The 16,981-nt window shown below is 71.4% G+C and carries 17 protein-coding genes; 12 read left to right on the top strand and 5 right to left on the bottom strand.

The genetic code is table 11. The features are described 5' to 3' along the window. Positions 1 to 294: 294 nt before the first annotated feature. From FB454_RS22630 to FB454_RS22620, 3 genes are all read right to left on the bottom strand, one after another. On the bottom strand, positions 295 to 1,032 hold the full coding sequence (locus FB454_RS22630; RefSeq protein WP_145823434.1) for a serine/threonine protein kinase: 738 nt from the start codon (positions 1,030 to 1,032) through the stop codon (positions 295 to 297). 55 nt (positions 1,033 to 1,087) lie between these two features. Then, entirely contained in the window at positions 1,088 to 2,092 is a 1,005-nt protein-coding gene (locus tag FB454_RS22625) for an Acg family FMN-binding oxidoreductase (protein WP_030269006.1), read from the bottom strand. Positions 2,093 to 2,198: 106 nt separating this feature from the next. Further along, complete coding sequence (locus FB454_RS22620) at positions 2,199 to 3,422, bottom strand: helix-turn-helix domain-containing protein (RefSeq protein WP_145823433.1); 1,224 nt, start codon at positions 3,420 to 3,422, stop codon at positions 2,199 to 2,201. 83 nt (positions 3,423 to 3,505) lie between these two features. Here FB454_RS22620 and FB454_RS22615 point away from each other — a divergent pair, with 83 nt between their 5' ends. The 12 genes from FB454_RS22615 (at position 3,506) to FB454_RS34970 (ending at position 15,650) form a co-directional block, all read left to right on the top strand. Then, positions 3,506 to 4,597, top strand: a complete 1,092-nt coding sequence (locus tag FB454_RS22615; RefSeq protein ID WP_145823432.1) for a ferredoxin reductase — start codon at positions 3,506 to 3,508, stop codon at positions 4,595 to 4,597. A 14-nt stretch (positions 4,598 to 4,611) separates the two neighbouring features. Then, positions 4,612 to 5,751: a fatty acid desaturase family protein gene (locus FB454_RS22610; protein ID WP_013285873.1), complete on the top strand. Its 1,140-nt coding sequence runs from the start codon at positions 4,612 to 4,614 to the stop codon at positions 5,749 to 5,751. Between the two features lie 169 nt (positions 5,752 to 5,920). Continuing rightward, entirely contained in the window at positions 5,921 to 7,303 is a 1,383-nt protein-coding gene (locus FB454_RS22605) for a glycosyltransferase family 4 protein (protein WP_145823431.1), read from the top strand. 457 nt (positions 7,304 to 7,760) lie between these two features. Beyond that, positions 7,761 to 8,954 carry an alanine--tRNA ligase-related protein gene (locus FB454_RS22600; RefSeq protein ID WP_145823430.1) on the top strand — a complete coding sequence of 398 codons (1,194 nt, stop codon included), beginning with the start codon at positions 7,761 to 7,763 and terminating at the stop codon, positions 8,952 to 8,954. Between the two features lie 88 nt (positions 8,955 to 9,042). Beyond that, a complete protein-coding gene (locus tag FB454_RS22595; protein WP_030269012.1) occupies positions 9,043 to 10,503 on the top strand; it encodes an ATP-binding protein in 1,461 nt (486 codons plus the stop codon). Between the two features lie 16 nt (positions 10,504 to 10,519). Further along, positions 10,520 to 12,340, top strand: coding sequence for an acyl-CoA dehydrogenase (locus FB454_RS22590; RefSeq protein WP_030269013.1), 1,821 nt, complete (start codon positions 10,520 to 10,522; stop codon positions 12,338 to 12,340). A 64-nt stretch (positions 12,341 to 12,404) separates the two neighbouring features. Next, positions 12,405 to 13,463, top strand: coding sequence for a DUF6414 family protein (locus FB454_RS22585; RefSeq protein ID WP_145823429.1), 1,059 nt, complete (start codon positions 12,405 to 12,407; stop codon positions 13,461 to 13,463). Between the two features lie 101 nt (positions 13,464 to 13,564). Next, a complete protein-coding gene (locus tag FB454_RS22580) occupies positions 13,565 to 14,761 on the top strand; it encodes a helix-turn-helix domain-containing protein (RefSeq protein ID WP_232236613.1) in 1,197 nt (398 codons plus the stop codon). A gap of 100 nt (positions 14,762 to 14,861) precedes the next feature. Then, positions 14,862 to 15,092 carry a hypothetical protein gene (locus FB454_RS22575; RefSeq protein WP_030269018.1) on the top strand — a complete coding sequence of 77 codons (231 nt, stop codon included), beginning with the start codon at positions 14,862 to 14,864 and terminating at the stop codon, positions 15,090 to 15,092. After that, complete coding sequence (locus FB454_RS34975) at positions 15,089 to 15,265, top strand: hypothetical protein (protein WP_170215103.1); 177 nt, start codon at positions 15,089 to 15,091, stop codon at positions 15,263 to 15,265. Before FB454_RS22575 ends, FB454_RS34975 begins: the two co-directional genes overlap by 4 nt. After that, the gene (locus FB454_RS22570) at positions 15,262 to 15,480 is read left to right on the top strand and encodes a hypothetical protein (protein ID WP_030269020.1); all 219 of its coding nucleotides are present in this window, start codon (positions 15,262 to 15,264) and stop codon (positions 15,478 to 15,480) included. The genes FB454_RS34975 and FB454_RS22570 overlap by 4 nt, the downstream gene beginning before the upstream one ends. Next, positions 15,477 to 15,650 (top strand): hypothetical protein, encoded by a 174-nt coding sequence (locus FB454_RS34970; RefSeq protein WP_186461637.1) that lies wholly within the window; start codon positions 15,477 to 15,479, stop codon positions 15,648 to 15,650. Before FB454_RS22570 ends, FB454_RS34970 begins: the two co-directional genes overlap by 4 nt. Before the next feature lie 46 nt (positions 15,651 to 15,696). Here the strand turns inward: FB454_RS34970 and FB454_RS22565 are convergent, their stop codons facing one another. Both FB454_RS22565 and FB454_RS22560 read right to left on the bottom strand, forming a co-directional pair. After that, entirely contained in the window at positions 15,697 to 16,131 is a 435-nt protein-coding gene (locus tag FB454_RS22565) for a hypothetical protein (RefSeq protein ID WP_222433936.1), read from the bottom strand. A gap of 168 nt (positions 16,132 to 16,299) precedes the next feature. After that, positions 16,300 to 16,884: a GIY-YIG nuclease family protein gene (locus FB454_RS22560; protein WP_030269023.1), complete on the bottom strand. Its 585-nt coding sequence runs from the start codon at positions 16,882 to 16,884 to the stop codon at positions 16,300 to 16,302. Positions 16,885 to 16,981: the final 97 nt, after the last annotated feature.

Below are 16,981 nucleotides of genomic sequence, written 5' to 3'. Positions count from 1 at the left end.
CCCGGCAGAACTCACCCCGCGCCCTTTGCTCTGCAGCCATCGGCGCATCGGTGACTCACGGCCACTGCCGCGTATGTGGCTGCAGAGCAAAGGGCGCGAAGGGGTATGCGTCCAACTCTCGGCTCGCCGCGCATCGTCGCTGTTCAGGAGCATGCTGCGGACAATCCGACCCATTCGGCCCCGGCGACTGCCGTCACCCTCCGTGATTCACTGTCGAGTCGGGCCGCAGTAACGGAAAGTTACGCGCAGGGGTGAGCGCGCGTCGTCGAGACCCGGACTGACAAGGCCCGTCGATCAGGCGGCTCGCCAGTCGCGGACCAACGCGGACACAGTGGCGTACCGCTCCGCCAGATCGGACCGGGCGGCCCGGTCGGCGACCGCGCGCTCGGCGGCGGTGCCCCGCCAGCCGGACGGACCGTCGAGCAGGTGGTGCAGCGTACGACCGAGCGCATGGACCGTGGTGCGCTCGTCGATCGTCGCGCCCCGGGTCAGCTCCTCGGGCGACAGGTAGCGATGGGAGCCGGGCAGCCGGTCGGAGTCGAGCACGAACGGTCCCGGCCGGTACTCGTCCAGGTCGATCAGCCGCATCCGGCGGGCGTCGAAGTCGTAGAGGAAGCAACCGTCGTACAGGTCGACCGCCACGTATCCGGCCGCGCTCACGGCCAGGTGGGCGTCGAGGATGATGTCCAGCGCCGCGCGTACCTCAGCGACCGGCAGCCGCTGGAAGCGGTCCAGCCCGCTCCGGTCGCTGCGACCGCCGATGGTGGCGTGGTTGAGCACGACGCCGTCGCACCACGGGTACACCAGCGTCGGGCCGTCGGTGCCGTCGCGGACCAGCTCGGGCCGGACCACTGCCGGGTGCCGGACCGCGGCGTGCAGGCCCAACGCGCGGGTCAGCGACTCTCGCGCCGCGGGTGCCCCGGCCCGCTTCACGAACCAGCGCCGGCCCGCCGACTCCACGCCGTAGGAGACGCATCCGGAGTCCTGGTCGCCGAAGACCACGAACGCGGCGGCCGGGTCGAAATCCCACACGCGTCGAGGCTACGACGACCGCCGCGCCGGCGGTGGCCCTCCGGACCGCGCCGGGTCACCGCGGCGGGTCCACCACCTCGATCACGTCGGTGGGCGCGCGGCGCGGCGCCGGCGGCAGCTCCGCGTCCGGGCCCCAGCCGACGCGCACCACCAGGTACGGGTCGCCGATGCCGGCCAGCAGGTCGCGCATCATCCGGCGGGGCCAGGCCAGCTCCACGGCGTCGCTGAGCGGCGCGCTGGCCAGTCCCTCGGCGGTGGCGGTGAGCAGCAGCGCCGACAGCGCCTCGCCGCCGCGCAGCCAGGCGGCCGGCTCGTCGGACTCGCCGAACAGGATCAGGTACGCCGCGCCCCGGTCGAAGTCCGCGCCCGCGCTGAGCCCGGCCGCCCCGCCGGGGGCGTAGTCGCGCAGCGGCACCCGGCGCGGGGACGGCCGCACGGCGGTGGCGGCGGGCACCCCGTCGCCGCTGCCCTCCGGGCGGTGGGTCCAGCGGTGCAGCTCCTCCCGGTACGCGGGGTCGGCCAGCTCCGCGTCGGCGGCGCGACCGGTGGAGACGGCGAGCATCGGCATCTGGTCCGGCCGGACCACGTGCAGGTGCGCGCCCTCGGCCTCCACGGCGTCGCCGAGCCGGGCCAGCACCGCCTCCGGCACCGGCCGGTCCCCGTACGCCCGCCGGTCGGTGCGGCGGCGCGGAATGGCGTCGACCAGGCGGCCCGCCGGGACGTCCAGGTCGGCCGGGCCGGTGGTACGCACCCGGGCCAGCAGCGACGGGTCGCCCGGGTCGGGCAGCCGCTCCACGGTGACCGCCCAGCCGACCGCCGTCAGCGACACGCGCGCGTGGTGCAGGGCGGCGCCGCAGCTCAGCATGAGCAGCCGGCCGTCCGGGTCGGTGTGGGCGAGCTGCCGGTCCGCGTCGGCGCGCAACTCCAGCGCGTCGCCGGTGACCTGCCAGCGCCAGGGCTGGGTGTTGAACACCGACGGGGCGTGCAGGGACTGCCGGGCGGCCGCCTCCAGCACCCGTACCCTCGGGTCCTGCTCGATGCGGGTCGATGAGCTGTTCATGGCGGCCCTCCTGGTTGCTCGTCCCCTTCCGACCCTGCCCGCCACCGTCGCGGGCGGACAGGGCCGGAGGTCCCGGCCGCACCGGGCCGTGCGCCCCGGCGCGGCGTCAGGCCTCCTCCGGCTCCGGAGGTACGGCCAGAGCGATGGTCAGGTCGAGCACAGTGGCCGGGTCGTGCAGCCGGTCGCCGAACAGCTCCCGCAGCTTGCCCATCCGGTAGCGGACGGTCTGCGGGTGCACGAACAGGTCGGCCGCCACGTCGTCGCGGCGTCCCTGGTGCAGCAGCCACGACCGCAGCGTCTCGGCCAGCCGGTGCGCGGTGGCCGGGGGCAGCGCGGCCAGCGGCGCGAGCGCCTGCGCGCGCAGGTCGGCCAGGGCTTCCGGATCCATGCTGAGCAGCAGCGTCGCCAGGTGACGCTCGGTGTCGACCGGCCCGGCGTCCGCCTCGCCGAGGCCGAGCGCGAGCGCCCGGGTGGCCCGCTGGTACGACGCGGCGACCCGGTGCCAGGGCCGGGCCGGGCCGAGCACCGCCCGGTGCCCGTGCAGCAGCCGGGTGAGCTGGCGGCGCCGGCCGCCGTGCATGTCCGGCACCAGCAGTACGGCCAGCTCCTCGACCGGGTTCATGCCGGGCAGGTCCTCGCCGCTCTCCAGCGTGTACGGGCTGAGCAGCGCCAGCACCGCGCGCAGGTGTCGGCGCGGCAGCAGCACCACTGTGAGGGTCTGCGGCGGCGGCCAGTCGGCGCGCTCCGCGCTGCGCCGCAACGACTCCTCCGGCTCGCCCGCCAGCAGTTGCTGGGTGAGCCGTTCCAGGCTGCGGCGGCGCATCCGGCCGGCACTGGCCAGTTCGTCGGCGTGCCCGGCCACGCTCGCCGCGGACAGCTCGTCGATGTAGGCGAACATCAGCTCGGCGAACTCGGCCACCGTCTCGGCGGCCAGCCCGCTGCGTACCGTCGTGGTCGACACCTCGCGCCAGGCCACCCGGGCACCCACCCGGTACGCGGCCAGCAGCGCGTCCATGCTGCGCCCCGAGCGGGCCTCGCCGCTGCCCAGCGCGTACGCCGCCTCCAGCGCCGGGGCCAGGGGAGTGCTCGGGTCGAACGCCTGGGTACCCTCGATGAGCTGGAGGAACGTTCCCAGCGCGATGCGCACCGCGTTCTCGATCTTCGCGCGCATGGCGCCGGTGAGCGCGCCGGAGTAGTCCGGCACCTCGGCGGTGATCGCGGAGACCGTCCGCTCGGCCACCATCGGCAGCCGGGCGCGCAGCGTCTCGGCCATCCCGGCGTCGAGGTTGAGGTGCGCGGCGCGCTGCCCCGTACCGGCCTCCGACGTCATGTTGTTCCCTCCGAACAAAAACCCGCGACATTTTCACCTTTGTCGGTCAAGATGTTATGCGATCGGGCGGTCACGCTGGTCATATGACCACAACTGCCTCCCGCCGCCCTCAGAAGGTCACCTTCCGGGACAGGCTGCTGCGGCTGGCCGAGACGGTCACCACGCCCGTGCTGCCGGACGACTACCTCGACCTGATCGCCCCGCTGCGTGCCGGCGCTCCGCTGCGCGGCCGGATCGTCGCCGTGCGGCCGCAGACCCGGGACGCGGCCACGCTGGTGATCCAGCCGGGCCGCGCCTGGCGGGGCCACATGCCCGGGCAGTACATCCGCCTCGGCGTGGACGTCGACGGCGTGCGCCAGTGGCGCGCGTACTCGCTCACCTCGCCGCCGGACGCCGCCGACGGCCGGATCTCCGTCACGGTGAAGGCGATCCCCGACGGCAAGGTCAGCAACCATCTCGTACGCCGGATCCGGCCCGGCACGATCGTGCACCTCGACCAGGCCCAGGGCGAGTTCGTGCTGCCCGCCGCGACGCCCGAGCGCGTCCTGTTCCTCACCGCCGGCAGCGGCATCACCCCGGTCATGGGGATGCTGCGCTCCGGGCTGGCCGACCGGGCCGACGTGGTGCTCGTGCACTCGGCGCCCACCCGCGACGACGTCATCTTCGGTACGGAGCTGCGCGCGCTCGCCGAACGCGGCGCGCTGCGGCTGATCGAGCGGCACACCGACACCGACGGCCTGCTCGACGTCGCCGAACTGGCCGGGCTGGTGCCCGACCACCTCGACCGGGAGGCGTGGGCCTGCGGACCGATCGGCATGCTCGACGCCGTTGAGGGGTATTGGTCATCCAACGGCCTCGTCGAGCGGTTGCACACCGAGCGGTTCCGCCCGACGGTGATCACGCCGGGCGAGGGAGGCACCGTGACCTTCACCGGGGCGGGCGTGACAGTCGAGTCCGACGGCGCCACCACACTGCTCGACGCGGGGGAGAACGCCGGAGTGCTGATGCCTTCCGGGTGCCGGATGGGCATCTGCTTCGGCTGCGTCGTACCGCTGCGTCAGGGTGCCGTCCGCGACCTGCGCAACGGCGACGTCACCACTGCCGTACCGGGGGACGGCGTGCTGGTCCAGACGTGCGTGTCGGCCGCCGCCGGTACCTGCGACATCGATATCTGACAGGAGCCACCCACGTGACCGTGATCCAGAAGAAGGCTGTCAACCCGATCGCCCACCTGAGCGCCGAGGACATCGAGATCATCGGCAAGGAACTGGACGCGATCCGGGACCGGGTCCTCGCCGACCGGGGGGAGCGGGACGCCCGCTACATCCGCAAGGTGGTCAAGACCCAGCGGACACTGGAGATGAGCAGCCGTGCGGTGCTGCTGTTCTCGCTGTTCCCGCCGGCCTGGATCGTCGGCACGGCCGGGCTCACGGTCGCCAAGATCCTGGAGAACATGGAGATCGGGCACAACGTCCTGCACGGCCAGTGGGACTGGATGCGTGACCCGAAGATCCACTCCACCACCTGGGAGTGGGACCACGTCTCCCCGGCCGACCAGTGGAAGCAGTCGCACAACGAGCTGCACCACAGGTACACCAACGTGGTCGGCAAGGACAACGACCTCGGGTACGGCATCATGCGCGTGGACGAGGACCAGCCCTGGCACCCGATGCACCTCGGGCAGCCGCTGTGGAACCTGCTCAACGCCGCGTTCTTCGAGTACGGCATCGCCGCGTACGACATGGAGCTGGGCGACCACCTCAAGCAGCGCAAGCTCAAGGACCCCAAGTTCCGGGCCAAGGCCAGGGCCGTCGGGCGCAAGATCCGCCGCCAGGTGCTCAAGGACTACGTGGTGCACCCGCTGCTGTCCGGGCCGTCGTTCCTGTCCACGCTCGCCGCCACGTTCACCGCGAACCTGCTGCGCAACGTGTGGAGCCACTCAGTGATCATGTGCGGGCACTTCCCCAACGGCGTGGAGACGTTCGAGAAGACCTCCATCGACGGCGAAACCCGCGGCGAGTGGTACCTGCGGCAGATGCTGGGCTCGGCCAACATCAGCGGCAGCCGGCTGCTGCACATCATGACCGGCAACCTGTCGTACCAGATCGAGCACCACCTCTTCCCCGACCTGCCCAGCAACCGCTACCAGGAGATCGCCCCGCAGGTGCGGGCGCTGTTCGACAGGTACGGCCTGCACTACACCACCGGCCCGCTGCCCAAGCAGGTCGCCTCCGCGTGGTGGAAGGTCATCCGCCTGTCGCTGCCCAACCGCAAGGACAGCCGGCAGCCGGTCGCCCCGGCCGCGCTGGCCTCCTCCGGTACGGCCTGACCCGCCCGTCCGGTGCACGGCCGGTGAACTTCCACCGGCCGGCACCTGACCGTCGGCTGCACAGTCGGCGTCACCGCAGCTCAGAGCCGGTTTCGCGGCCGTCGTGACGGTCCCGCGTCCCCGTACACTCGCGCCCGTCCGGGCGTACGGGTGAAGGGGTGGAACGCCGATGGGGCGCGACGACACGACGCGGCTCGGCCGGCGCGTGGTCATGCTCGTCGACAACGCGGTCGAGGGTGACTCGCGGGTGCAGAAGGCGGCCCGCTCGGCCGCCGACGCGGGCTGGGACGTCACGCTGATCGGCTGCGCCCACGTCGACGCCGAACGCCGCTGGCGGCTCGGCGACGCCGAGGTGCGCGTCCTGCCGCTCGCCGCTGCGCGCGCCACTCCACCGTCCGCCGTCTCCGGCCCGCGCGGCGTGTCCGGGCTGCGGACGCGGCTGGTGGCCCGGGGCGGGCTGCCGCTGCGCGCGGCCCGGCTGGCCCGCCGGCCGGTCGAGCACGCCCAGGTCCGCTACTGGCGGGCCCGGCTGCGCGACGGGGCCTGGCGGCGGCTGGAGCCGGGGCTCTGGGACTACGAACGGGTCGCCCGACCGGTCGTCGACGAGCTGCGGCCCGACCTGATCCACGCGCACGACTTCCGGATGCTCGGCGTGGCCGCGCGCGCTGTCGAGCGTGCCCGCGCCGCCGGACGTGACACCAAGCTGGTCTGGGACGCGCACGAGTGGCTGCCCGGCGCCCGGCCCCGCCGCGACAACGCCCGCTGGCTGCCCGCGCATCTCGGGTACGTCCGCGAGTACGTCGGCGCCGCCGACGCGGTGGTCACCGTCTCCGACACGCTCGCGGACCTGCTGGTACGCGACCACGCCCTGCCCGAGCGCCCCACAGTGATCCTGAACGCCCCGGTCACTGCCGCCTCCGAGCCGCCCGCCCCCGAGCCCGCCGACCTGGCCGCTCCCGACCTGCGGAAGCGGTGCGGTCTGCCCCCGGACACGCCGCTGCTCGTCTACAGCGGGGCGATGGCCGCCCAGCGCGGCGTGGACACGGTGGTCGAGGCGTTGCCGCTGCTGCCCGGCGTACACCTGGCCCTTGTCGTCGCCGACCCGGACGCCGCCTACGTCCGCCAGGTCGTCGCCCGCGCGGCCCGGCATCAGGTGGGCGACCGGGTGCACGTGCTGCCGTACGTGCCGCACCGGCAGCTCGTCGCGTTCCTCGCCACCGCCGACATCGGGCTGATCCCGCTGCATCACTGGCCGAATCACGAGATCGCGCTGATCACGAAGTTCTTCGAGTACGCGCACGCGCGGCTGCCGATTGTGGTCAGCGACGTACGGACCATGGCCGAGACGGTCCGCGCCACCGGGCAGGGCGAGGTGTTCCGCGCCCGCGACGCCGCCGACCTGGCCCGCGCGGTACGGGCGGTCCTCGCGGATCCGGCCCGGTACCGCGCCGCCTACGAGGGGCCGGACTCGCCGCTGCCCGGGTGGACGTGGGAGGCGCAGGCCGAACGCCTGACCGCCCTCTACCGCCGCCTGCTCACCCCCACCCGCTGACGCCCGCCGCCTGCCCGAGTGGAACGCCATGGGTGTCTCCGGCCCGTTTTGACACCCATGGCGTTCCACCCACGTCTCCAGGGGCCATGGTCAACTCCAGATCGGCGAAGTGGCGGCATCCGAGGGCCGGTGACCCCGCCTTCTCGGGGGAGTTGCGTTGATCTTGCGCTGGCGCGGGGCGCGGGGCGCGGGGCGCGGGGCACGGGGCGCACGGGGCACGCGGGCGCGCGGAAAAGGGTTGGGCGGGACGGTGCGGGGCGGGCTACCGTCGGAGTATGCAGAGCAGGCGTACCTTTACCGCCGCGGCCGCGCGAGCTTCCCGCTCGCCGGTTGCCGCCGCCTGACCTGCCCCACACCCACGCCGGCGACCGGAAACGGTCCGCCGGCGTCGTCGTGTCGACGCCGTCAAACGCGCGCGGCGGGCCGTCCGGTCACCCGTACCCGGAAGGCACCCGCCATGACACCCGACGAGATCACCCGGACGTTCCTCGACCACTACCAGCGGCACGACCATCGGCGTGCGCCGGAGAGTTCGCTCGTTCCGCCACCCGGCGACCCGGTGCTGTTCACCACGTCCGGCATGCACCCGCTCACGCCGTACCTGCTGGGGCGCCCGCACCCGGGCGGGCGGCGACTGGCGAACGTGCAGCGGTGCCTGCGCACCACGGACCTGGACGAGGTGGGCGACAGCACCCACCTGACCGTGTTCCAGATGCTCGGCTCGTGGTCGCTCGGCGACTACGACATCGCGACCAGCCTGCGCTGGGGCTTCGAGCTGCTCACCGACGGGTTCGGCATCCCGGCGGGAGAACTGCACGCGACGGTGTTCGGCGGCGACGACCGGCTCGGCCCGGACGACACCGCGCGGGACACCTGGACCGGGCTCGGCGTCCCGGTGGAGGCGCTCGGCGAGGACAACTGGTGGTCCAACGGCCCGACCGGCCCCTGCGGACCGGACTCGGAGATCTTCGTGTGGACCGGCGACGGCCCGCCCACCGGCACACCGAGCACCGACACGCGCTGGGTGGAGGTGTGGAACCACGTGCAGATGCGCTACCACAGGCACCCCGACGGGCGGCTCACGCCGCTGCCGCACTCCAGCATCGACACCGGCATGGGCCTGGAACGGCTGGAGATGGTGCTGCGCGGCGACCGGTCCGTGTTCACCGGCGACGGGCTGCGGCCGTGGGTGGACGTCGTCCGCGACCGGTGGGACCTGCGCGGTGAGGACCTGCGCGTGGTTTCCGACCACCTGCGGTCCGCGGTGGTCGTGCTCGGTGACGGGGTACGCCCCGGCAACACCGGCCGCGGGTACGTGCTGCGGCGGCTGCTGCGCCGCGCGCTGACAGTGCTGTGGCGCGACGACCCGGCGCGCACCCTGGACGACCTGCCACCCCGGGTGTACGCGGACACGCTGCGTCGCTTTCGCCAGGTGCCCGATCCGAGCACGCGGCCGGTCGACGTCGGCTCGCTGCACACGACGCTGGTGGACGAGGAACGCCGCTTCCGCGGGCTGCTGCGACGCGGACGGCCGCTCGTCGACCGGGTACGGGCGCGCGGGCCGCTGACCGAACGCGACTACCACTGGCTGCACGACACCCACGGGCTGCCCCGCGACCTGGTCGACGGCCTGCTCGCCGAGGCGAGCTGAGCGGTGGCCGCCCGGCCGGGCCGGTGCCAGACTCGGAGGCGGACGCCACGCGAGGGAAGCGGACGCCGCCGCGAGGAGAGGGCTGCCGATGACCGAGGTACGGCTGGACGAGGAGACGGTGCCGCTGCTCGGCGCCGAGGTGCGCATCACCGACGCGGCCGGGCTGCTCGCCGCCGCCGTCGACGGGCCGGTGGACCTGCTGTCCGGCGGCGACTTCCCCGCCCCGGTGCGGGAGGTCCGCTGCACCGTGCGCGCCGACACCGCCGCCGAGCCGCCGGTGCACCGCTTCGAGGCGTACCTGCGGGTGGAGGCCGCACCGGCGGGCCTGATCGCCCTCGGGCTGGCCGGGCCGGTCGGCCTGCTGCTCGCCGAGCGGCTGGCCGCGCGCGGCGGCGACGGCCCGGCCGCCGCGGTGGGCCGGATCGCGGCGGAGGCCGGGCGGCGGATCTGGCCTCGCCCGGTCGCCACGCTCGTCGCGCCGCCGCGCGACCCGGCCGGCCGGGAGGTGCTGCGCGCCGCCGAGGAGGCAGGGCTGCGCCCCCGCGTCGACCAGGACAACGGCACGGTACGCATCCGCGCCGAAGTGCCCAGCGCCGACGTGGATCCGGCGCACCTGCGGGCGATGCTGGGCCTGCTGCTCCAGGCCGTACGCGAGTTGTCCGGCGACAGCGAGGAGCCGGCGGTGCTGCGCGGACGGACGTACCTCGTGGGGCGGCGACCGGTCACGGTGGCCGGGCCGCGCAGCGCGGCGGTGACCCTCGACCAGGTCGGCGGCCTGCCCGACGTGGTCGCGCGGTTCCGCGAGGTAGCGGTGTCGTTCCGGCACCCGCAGGCGATGGCCCGCTGGGGCGCGCGCAGGCCGCAGGGCATCCTGATGTACGGCCCGCCGGGCACCGGCAAGACGATGCTGGCCCGCGCGCTGGCGAACGAGGTCGGCGCGGACTTCGTGGAGATCCGTACCCCGGAGATCCTGGACAAGTACCTCGGCGGCTCGGAACGCAACATCAAGCGCATCTTCCGGGAGGCGCGCCGCTACCGGCGGCCCACCGTGATGCTGTTCGACGAGTTCGACTCGATCATCAGCTACGCCGGTGCCGGCGGCGACGCGGCCAGCCAGGCCGTCAACGCGGTCGCGGGCATCTTCAAGCAGGAGATGAACACGCTGTTCGAGGAGAACCCCGACGTCATCGTGGTCGCCACCACCAACTTCCCGCAGCGCGTGGACGCGTCGCTGATCCGCTCCGGCCGCTTCGACCTGAAGATCGCCATTCCCGCGCCGGACGAGGCCGGGCGCGCGGAGATCCTCACCAAGATGGTCCGCGAGCTGATCGACCGGCACGAGCGGCCGGGATTCCGGATGTTCGCCGACGACCTCGACCCGGCCGCGCTCGCCGCCGACACAGCGGGGCTGACCGGCGCGGACCTCCGCGAGGCGCTGCGCCGGGTGCAACTCGCCAAGGCGCTCCGGGAGGCGGCGGAGGGTGCGCCACCGGCTCCGATCGGTCAGGATGACCTGCGGGAGGCCGTCGCCGGGTTGCGCCGCGGCTGACCGGAAGGAGTCCACGTTGTCCTCGTCCGATCTGCTGCTGTCCCGCCGCGACCTCGCGTTCCTGCTGCACGACTGGCTGGACGTGACCCGGCTGACCGAGCGGCCCCGCTACGCCGAGCACACCCGCGAGACCGTCGACGAGGTGCTGGACCTCGCCGCCCGGGTCGCCGCCGAACGGTTCGCCCCGCACAACCGGGCCGCCGACACCGGCGAACCCACGTTCGACGGGCAGCGCGTGCGGACCATCCCGCAGGTCAAGGCCGCCCTGGAGGCGTTCGCCGAGACCGGGCTGCTCGCCGCCACCATGGACGAGTCAGTCGGCGGCCTGCAACTGCCGCACACCGTGGCCGCCGCCGCCTTCGCCTGGTTCCAGGCCGCCAACGTGGGCACGTCGGCGTACCCGATGCTCACCCTCGGCAACGCCAACCTGCTGCTGGCCCACGGCAGCGCCGAGCAGATCGACACCTGGGTACGCCCGATGGTCGAGGGGCGCTTCTTCGGCACCATGTGCCTGTCCGAGCCGCAGGCCGGCAGCTCCCTGGCCGACCTCACCACGCGGGCCGAGCCGCAGGACGACGGCACGTACCGGATCGTCGGCACCAAGATGTGGATCTCCGGCGGCGACCACGAGCTGGCCGAGAACATCGTCCACCTGGTGCTGGCCCGCATCCCTGGCGCACCGCCCGGCGTGAAGGGCCTGTCGCTGTTCATCGTGCCGAAGGTGCTGCTCGACGACGACGGCAACCTCGGGCCGCGCAACGACGTGGTGCTGGTCGGGCTCAACCACAAGCTCGGCTACCGGGGCACCACCAACACGCTGCTGAACTTCGGCGAGGGCGTGCACCGGCCGTACGGACGGGCCGGGGCGGTCGGCTACCTGGTGGGGCAGCCGCACCAGGGGCTCGCGGTGATGTTCCACATGATGAACGAGGCGCGCATCGGCATCGGGGCCGGCGCCACAGCGCTCGGCTACACCGCGTACCTGAAGTCCGTCGCGTACGCCCGCCAGCGCCCGCAGGGACGGCCGGTCGCCGACAAGGACCCCACCACGCCGCAGGTGCCGATCGTGGCCCACAGCGACGTACGCCGGATGCTGCTGGCGCAGAAGAGCTACGTGGAGGGCGCGCTCGCGCTGGTGCTCTACTGCGGACGGCTGCTCGACGAGCAGAAGACCGCACCCGCCGAGGCCGACCGCGAACGGGCACAGCTGTTGCTGGACCTGCTCACCCCGATCACCAAGAGCTGGCCGGCGCAGTGGTGCCTTGTCGCCAACGACCTGGCCATCCAGGTGCACGGCGGGTACGGCTACACCCGCGACTACGACGTCGAGCAGCACTGGCGGGACAACCGGCTCAACGCCATCCACGAGGGCACCCACGGCATCCAGGCGCTGGACCTGCTCGGCCGCAAGGTCACCATGCGCGACGGGGCAGCGCTGGAACTGCTGCTGGAGACGATCCGCGGCACCGTCACCCGGGCGTGGAAGGCCGAGGGGTTCGCCTCGGAGCTGGCTGGTCAGCTCGGCGCGGCGGTGGACCGGATCGCCGTGGTGACACGGCGGTTGTGGGCCCCTGGTGATCCGGAACTGGCGCTGGCGAACGCCTCGGTGTACCTGGAGGCGGTCGGGCACGTGGTGATCGCGTGGATGTGGCTGGAGCAGGTGCTCGCGGTGGAGGCGCTGGGGTCGCCGGATGGAGCCGAGGGGGAGTTCCTGGCGGGGAAGAGGCAGGCGGCGCGGTACTTCTACCGGTGGGAGTTGCCGAAGGTGGGGGCGCAGTTCGACCTGCTGGAAGGGCTGGACCGGACGACGCTGGACATGCGCGAGAGTTGGTTCTGAGGCAGGTACACGACGCCGACGTGTCAGGTCACACTGGAGCGGATTCGTGTGTAAGAATGCGAGCGTGAACGATCCCTCTATTGCCACAGAGAGCAAATCCCACCAGCCGACCGTGTCGATCTATCAAAATGCCGAACACGTAGGCGGAATCCTTCAGCAGATATTCGGTGAGCCCCTTATTTCCAGTGAGAGTCGGGAAGTCGCGACTGGTCAGGCTCAAAATTCGGGGAGTGTTCGCAAGGGGCAGGCGTCGTTGAGCGCCAAGGCAACTGTGCCGATAGTTGGCGCTGTGGGGGCCAACCTGGGAGGTGATCGAACCGGCTCGAACTCCGATTCGTCCAGTGCTAGCCAAAAGTCGCAGCAAAACTTCGTTTACTCGCAAGCTTATTATCTATATGTAATCCGCAACTGGCTACGGGACGAGGGTAAACTTAAGCGCGTAGAAAGCGTAAAGGATGCGCTGGCCCTATTGCCCGGCCAATTTGTTGAGTATCAAGCGACATTCAAGGCGAATGAGCTGAATGCGATCCTGGATATCTTGACGCCTGACTTGGTTGCGGCAATCACTGATCATCAGGTGAAGAGTAGCGGTTTCAAGGTCTTTCCGCAATATGGGGACTTCGACTCGCTGCAGCGGTTCTCGTACGAGTTGATGGAGCGGTCGAAGGCTCACGCGGAGTTGGCGCGCGCCATCGCGGAGGCGGTCAGGGTCGACTTTCGTAGTCAGAAGACTCGGGAGTATTACGGAAAGATTGGCTTGGCGTCGTCTGCCGTAACTGCGGTGACGATTTGTGATACCCGGCATTTCGTTGTTGAAGACGAAGATCGCATCTTGGACGGTCTGTTTACCGTGCTGGGTAAAGTTACTTCTTCGGGTGAAGTTGATGTGCCGGTCCTGAAGCGCAATAAGGTGCTTGACCGGATTAAGCCCGAGGCGGTTGATTGGTTGTTCGATGTTGCCCGGCGTTCGGTCAGTGAGCAGGCCAACAAGCTTGATGGCTCCCAGTTGAGCGCGCTCGCGGATGCCGAGACTCCATCGGTAAGCGACGTTTTCGATGCTGCCTTCTCGTCGCGAATCGAGGGCACATCGTTCCGAGTTGTGCCGATAGCAATTTACATTTGAGTGATCTTTTGCTGGTTCGGGGGTGCCGTTCTGGTCCCCCCGGGGGTACCGTCGATTTTGGCGGCGTGATGCGCTCGCGTGACCCAGGTGGGGAGTGGATCGTGACTAATCCCGCAGCATTCGGAGCCCGACTTCGGGCGCACCGCGAGCGTGCTGGCAAGACGCGTCCGGTCCTCGGCGGCCTGGTGGGCCGCAGTGCCGAATGGGTCAAGGCTCTGGAGAACGGCCGTCTGCTCCCGCCCCGCCTTCCCATGCTCATCCGTCTGGCCGAGGTGCTCGACATCTCCGATCTGGCGGACTTGACCGGTGACCAGTCTCTGCCGGTGGCTTCGGTGACTCGTGCCGGTCACCCGGATGTCGACACGGTGGCTGCGGCGATGCAGCGGGCGGCTGCTCCGGCGGGCGATCTCAAGCAGAGCGATGTGCTGCGTGGGTTGGTCGACCAGGCGTGGTCTCTGTGGCATCGGTCCAGCGTCGAGCGTTCGGCTGTCGCGGCTGTCCTGCCAGGGCTCCTTGGCGACGCCCAGCGCAGCGCTCGACGGCTGGACGGGCAGGCACGCCGGTCGGCTCTGGTCGAGCTTGCTCGCGTCTACCACCTCGCGCAGCTGTACCTCGCCCACCAGCCTTACCCGGAACTGGTGTGGCTCGCCGCCGACCGGGCCATGCGGGCGGCCCAGGACGCCGACGACCCCGCGGCCATCGCTGTGGCCGCCTGGTACTACGCGCATGTTTACCGCAGCTCGAATCAGATCGACGTCGCGGAACACCTGCTCATCGATGCCGCAGCGATGGTCGATCCGGCTGCGGGGACGGAGCAGCTGGCGAGATGGGGACAGGCGCAGCTCGGCATCGCCCTCGGGCACAGCAAGGCCGGTCGTGCGGGGCAGGCATGGCGCGCGTGGGATGCCGCCGAGGAAGCGGCCGGCCGGCTCGGTGACAGGTACGCCCATCCGTGGTTGATGTTCGGTCCGGCGGCGTGCCTGGCCTACGGCGTCACGATCGAGACGGACCTGTGCCGCCCGGGTGAGGCGATCCGGCGTGCCGACACGGCGGACTACTCGATGCTGCCGTCACGAACCCGTCGCGCGGCAGCGCTGATCGACGCTGCCCGCGCGCACCTGCTCGATCGCGGCGAGGTGGCGGCTATCCATCTGCTCGGCCGCGCGCTGCGAGAAAGCGTCGATACAGTGCGGCACAACCCCTATGCCCGTACGGCAGCGCTGGAACTGTCGAATCGTCCTGGCACGGTCGGGGAGGACGCTCGTGAACTGGCGCTGGCGATCGGCATCCAGGGGTAGTCCTCCCTCGGGTACAAACCTTCCCCGTCGCCGCGCGTGACACTTCGTAGTGTCCAGGTCACTGGCGGCGGCGGATCTTTCGCCACCCGAATGTGCCCGGGTGAGCGTTCCGCGCCGCGTCCTGACCCTGGTCGAGGAGGCGGAATCGGTGTTGAGGTGGTACGGCCTGTACAAGTTGGTGCGCCTGCTGCGTAGACGTCCGGTACCACAGTCGGCTGTCGGGCTGCGATATCAGGAGCGTGAGCAACGGGCCGCGCAGCAGCGATTGCTCGACCAGGCGCAGCGGCTGCGTGAAGGGCGCTCGCCGAGGCACGCGGAGCTGGCGGAGTGAGGAATGCGGAACAGGCGATCCTGGCGGTGCACGTACGGGGTCTGGACGGGATGTGCGTGGGTTGCCGGCTGTGGTGGGCGCGGCTGACTCCGTACCCCTGCTGGCAGGTCGCGTGGGCGACCAGCCGGCAGGCGCGCGCGAGCGTCGCCCGCTTCCTGGGGGTGCGCGGGTGAGCACCCACGGGCCGGTGCTGCCGATCTGGACGTGCGGCGGGTGCGGTGCGCCGTGGCCGTGCGCGACGCGGCGGCGGGAGCTTCTTGCGGAGTACGAGGGTGCGCCGGTGTCGCTGGCGGTGTACCTGGGGGCGCAGTTGGTGCGGGCGACGGCGGATCTGAGCTGGGCGCCGGCCGGGACGTTGCACAGGCGGTTCCTGGGGTGGCTGCGGTGAGCGTGTTGCGGGCAGGGGACGAGAAGTTCCACTACAGCGACGGGTCGCATCGGTGGATGGCGCCGGATCCGGAGTACGACCAGGAGGTGTGGGAGGAGCAGGTCCGCCAGCACAAGCTGGGTCACCTCCGCAACGAGCACCCGAGGGTACGCATTCGGCGGATCATGTGATTCCGGCTGATCGGGCGGCGGATTGTCGGCTTGGTGCCGGACGCGATCAGTCGGACGTCAGGTTCCATCGTGCGGGCAGGGTGTCACCGCACAGGGCGCACGTGAAGTCGTCATCCCGCACGATGTTGCGCTCGCCGCAGCTGGGGCAACGACGGAAGATCACCTGGTCGGTGAAGCGACCAGGGTGCGGTACGCCGACTCGGTCAAGTGCCTCCGCCACAGCGGGCCAGCAGTCCGGATCGGGGCAGTAGCCGGTCGACTGGTTCGTGACCTCGCTGGCGCGCCAGCCGCCACCGGCCAGAGCAAACGCCATCTCACCTGCGGCGAGCACGTCCCGCCCACCAGCAAGGGCGATGTGTTCGCTTCGACGCGGCGCCAGTCTGAGCACGCCATCGAGATCAACGACGAACGTGACCGGTTCGACGAGGTCCCCAGGGTCACGCCCGGCCAGCCACTCGTCGAGCGAGGCGATCGAGTCCACGGTGACAGCGTCCACCGCGACCGCCCGGTCACGGAACTCCGCCGGCCCGACATAGGCGTACTGCCTCGTCTGTGCCACGGCGCGACGATATCGGACCTGGGACCGAACGCGGCTACTCCAATTCAGGCCTGCGGATGCGCCGAGTAGCACCGTGGGCTACGGCGTGTGCTAGGGCTGGGCCGGGCCGCTGCTGCCGTTGTACGAGTTCTTGGCGGCGACCACTGCGGCCTGGATGTGCTCGGGGTCGACGCCGTGGACGTTGAGCGGCGGGTGCAGACGCCTGACGAGTTCGGCCTCGATGATCGTCGGCTCGGGGTCCTCCGCCCAGGTCAGGCGCAGGTGCTCGTGCATCCACGCGGTCAGCCGCGTCTCGTCCTCGGGCACCAGGACGACGCGGTCGGTCCAGGTGGTGCGGTAGCCCTCGGACACGAGGAGGCCGGCCAGCGTACGGCGCAGGGTCGAGCTGCCCGAACGCCGCAGATGGTTGCGCAGGATCCGGCCCCGCAGGCTGGTCGCCCGGCCGAGATAGAGCATCCGCCGCGACGGGTCGCTGTCGTTCGGCGGCCCGGGGAGGTCCGGGAGGACCGAGGGAGCAGCCCACCAGGCGTAGACGCCGCTGCCACGGCTGAGCCGCTTGACGGCGACTTCGAGCGCGACCGGCACGCCGGAGAGCAACCGCAGGGCCTCGTCGACCCGGGCTTCGTCGGTCGGGACGTCGGCGGATCGCCGTTCGGGGATGGTCACCGGGACCATCCTAGTACTCCAGCCGGGGATTGTGATCACGGCTCGGTGAGGGCTTGTCGGGTGTAGTGGCTGGTCATGGCTTGGGCTTGGTGGCGTCGTCGGCGGA

The organism is Micromonospora sp. CNZ297 (assembly GCF_007827625.1).
The sequence above is the reverse complement of the archived record's forward strand: the minus strand, read 5'-3'. Positions and strand labels throughout refer to the sequence as shown.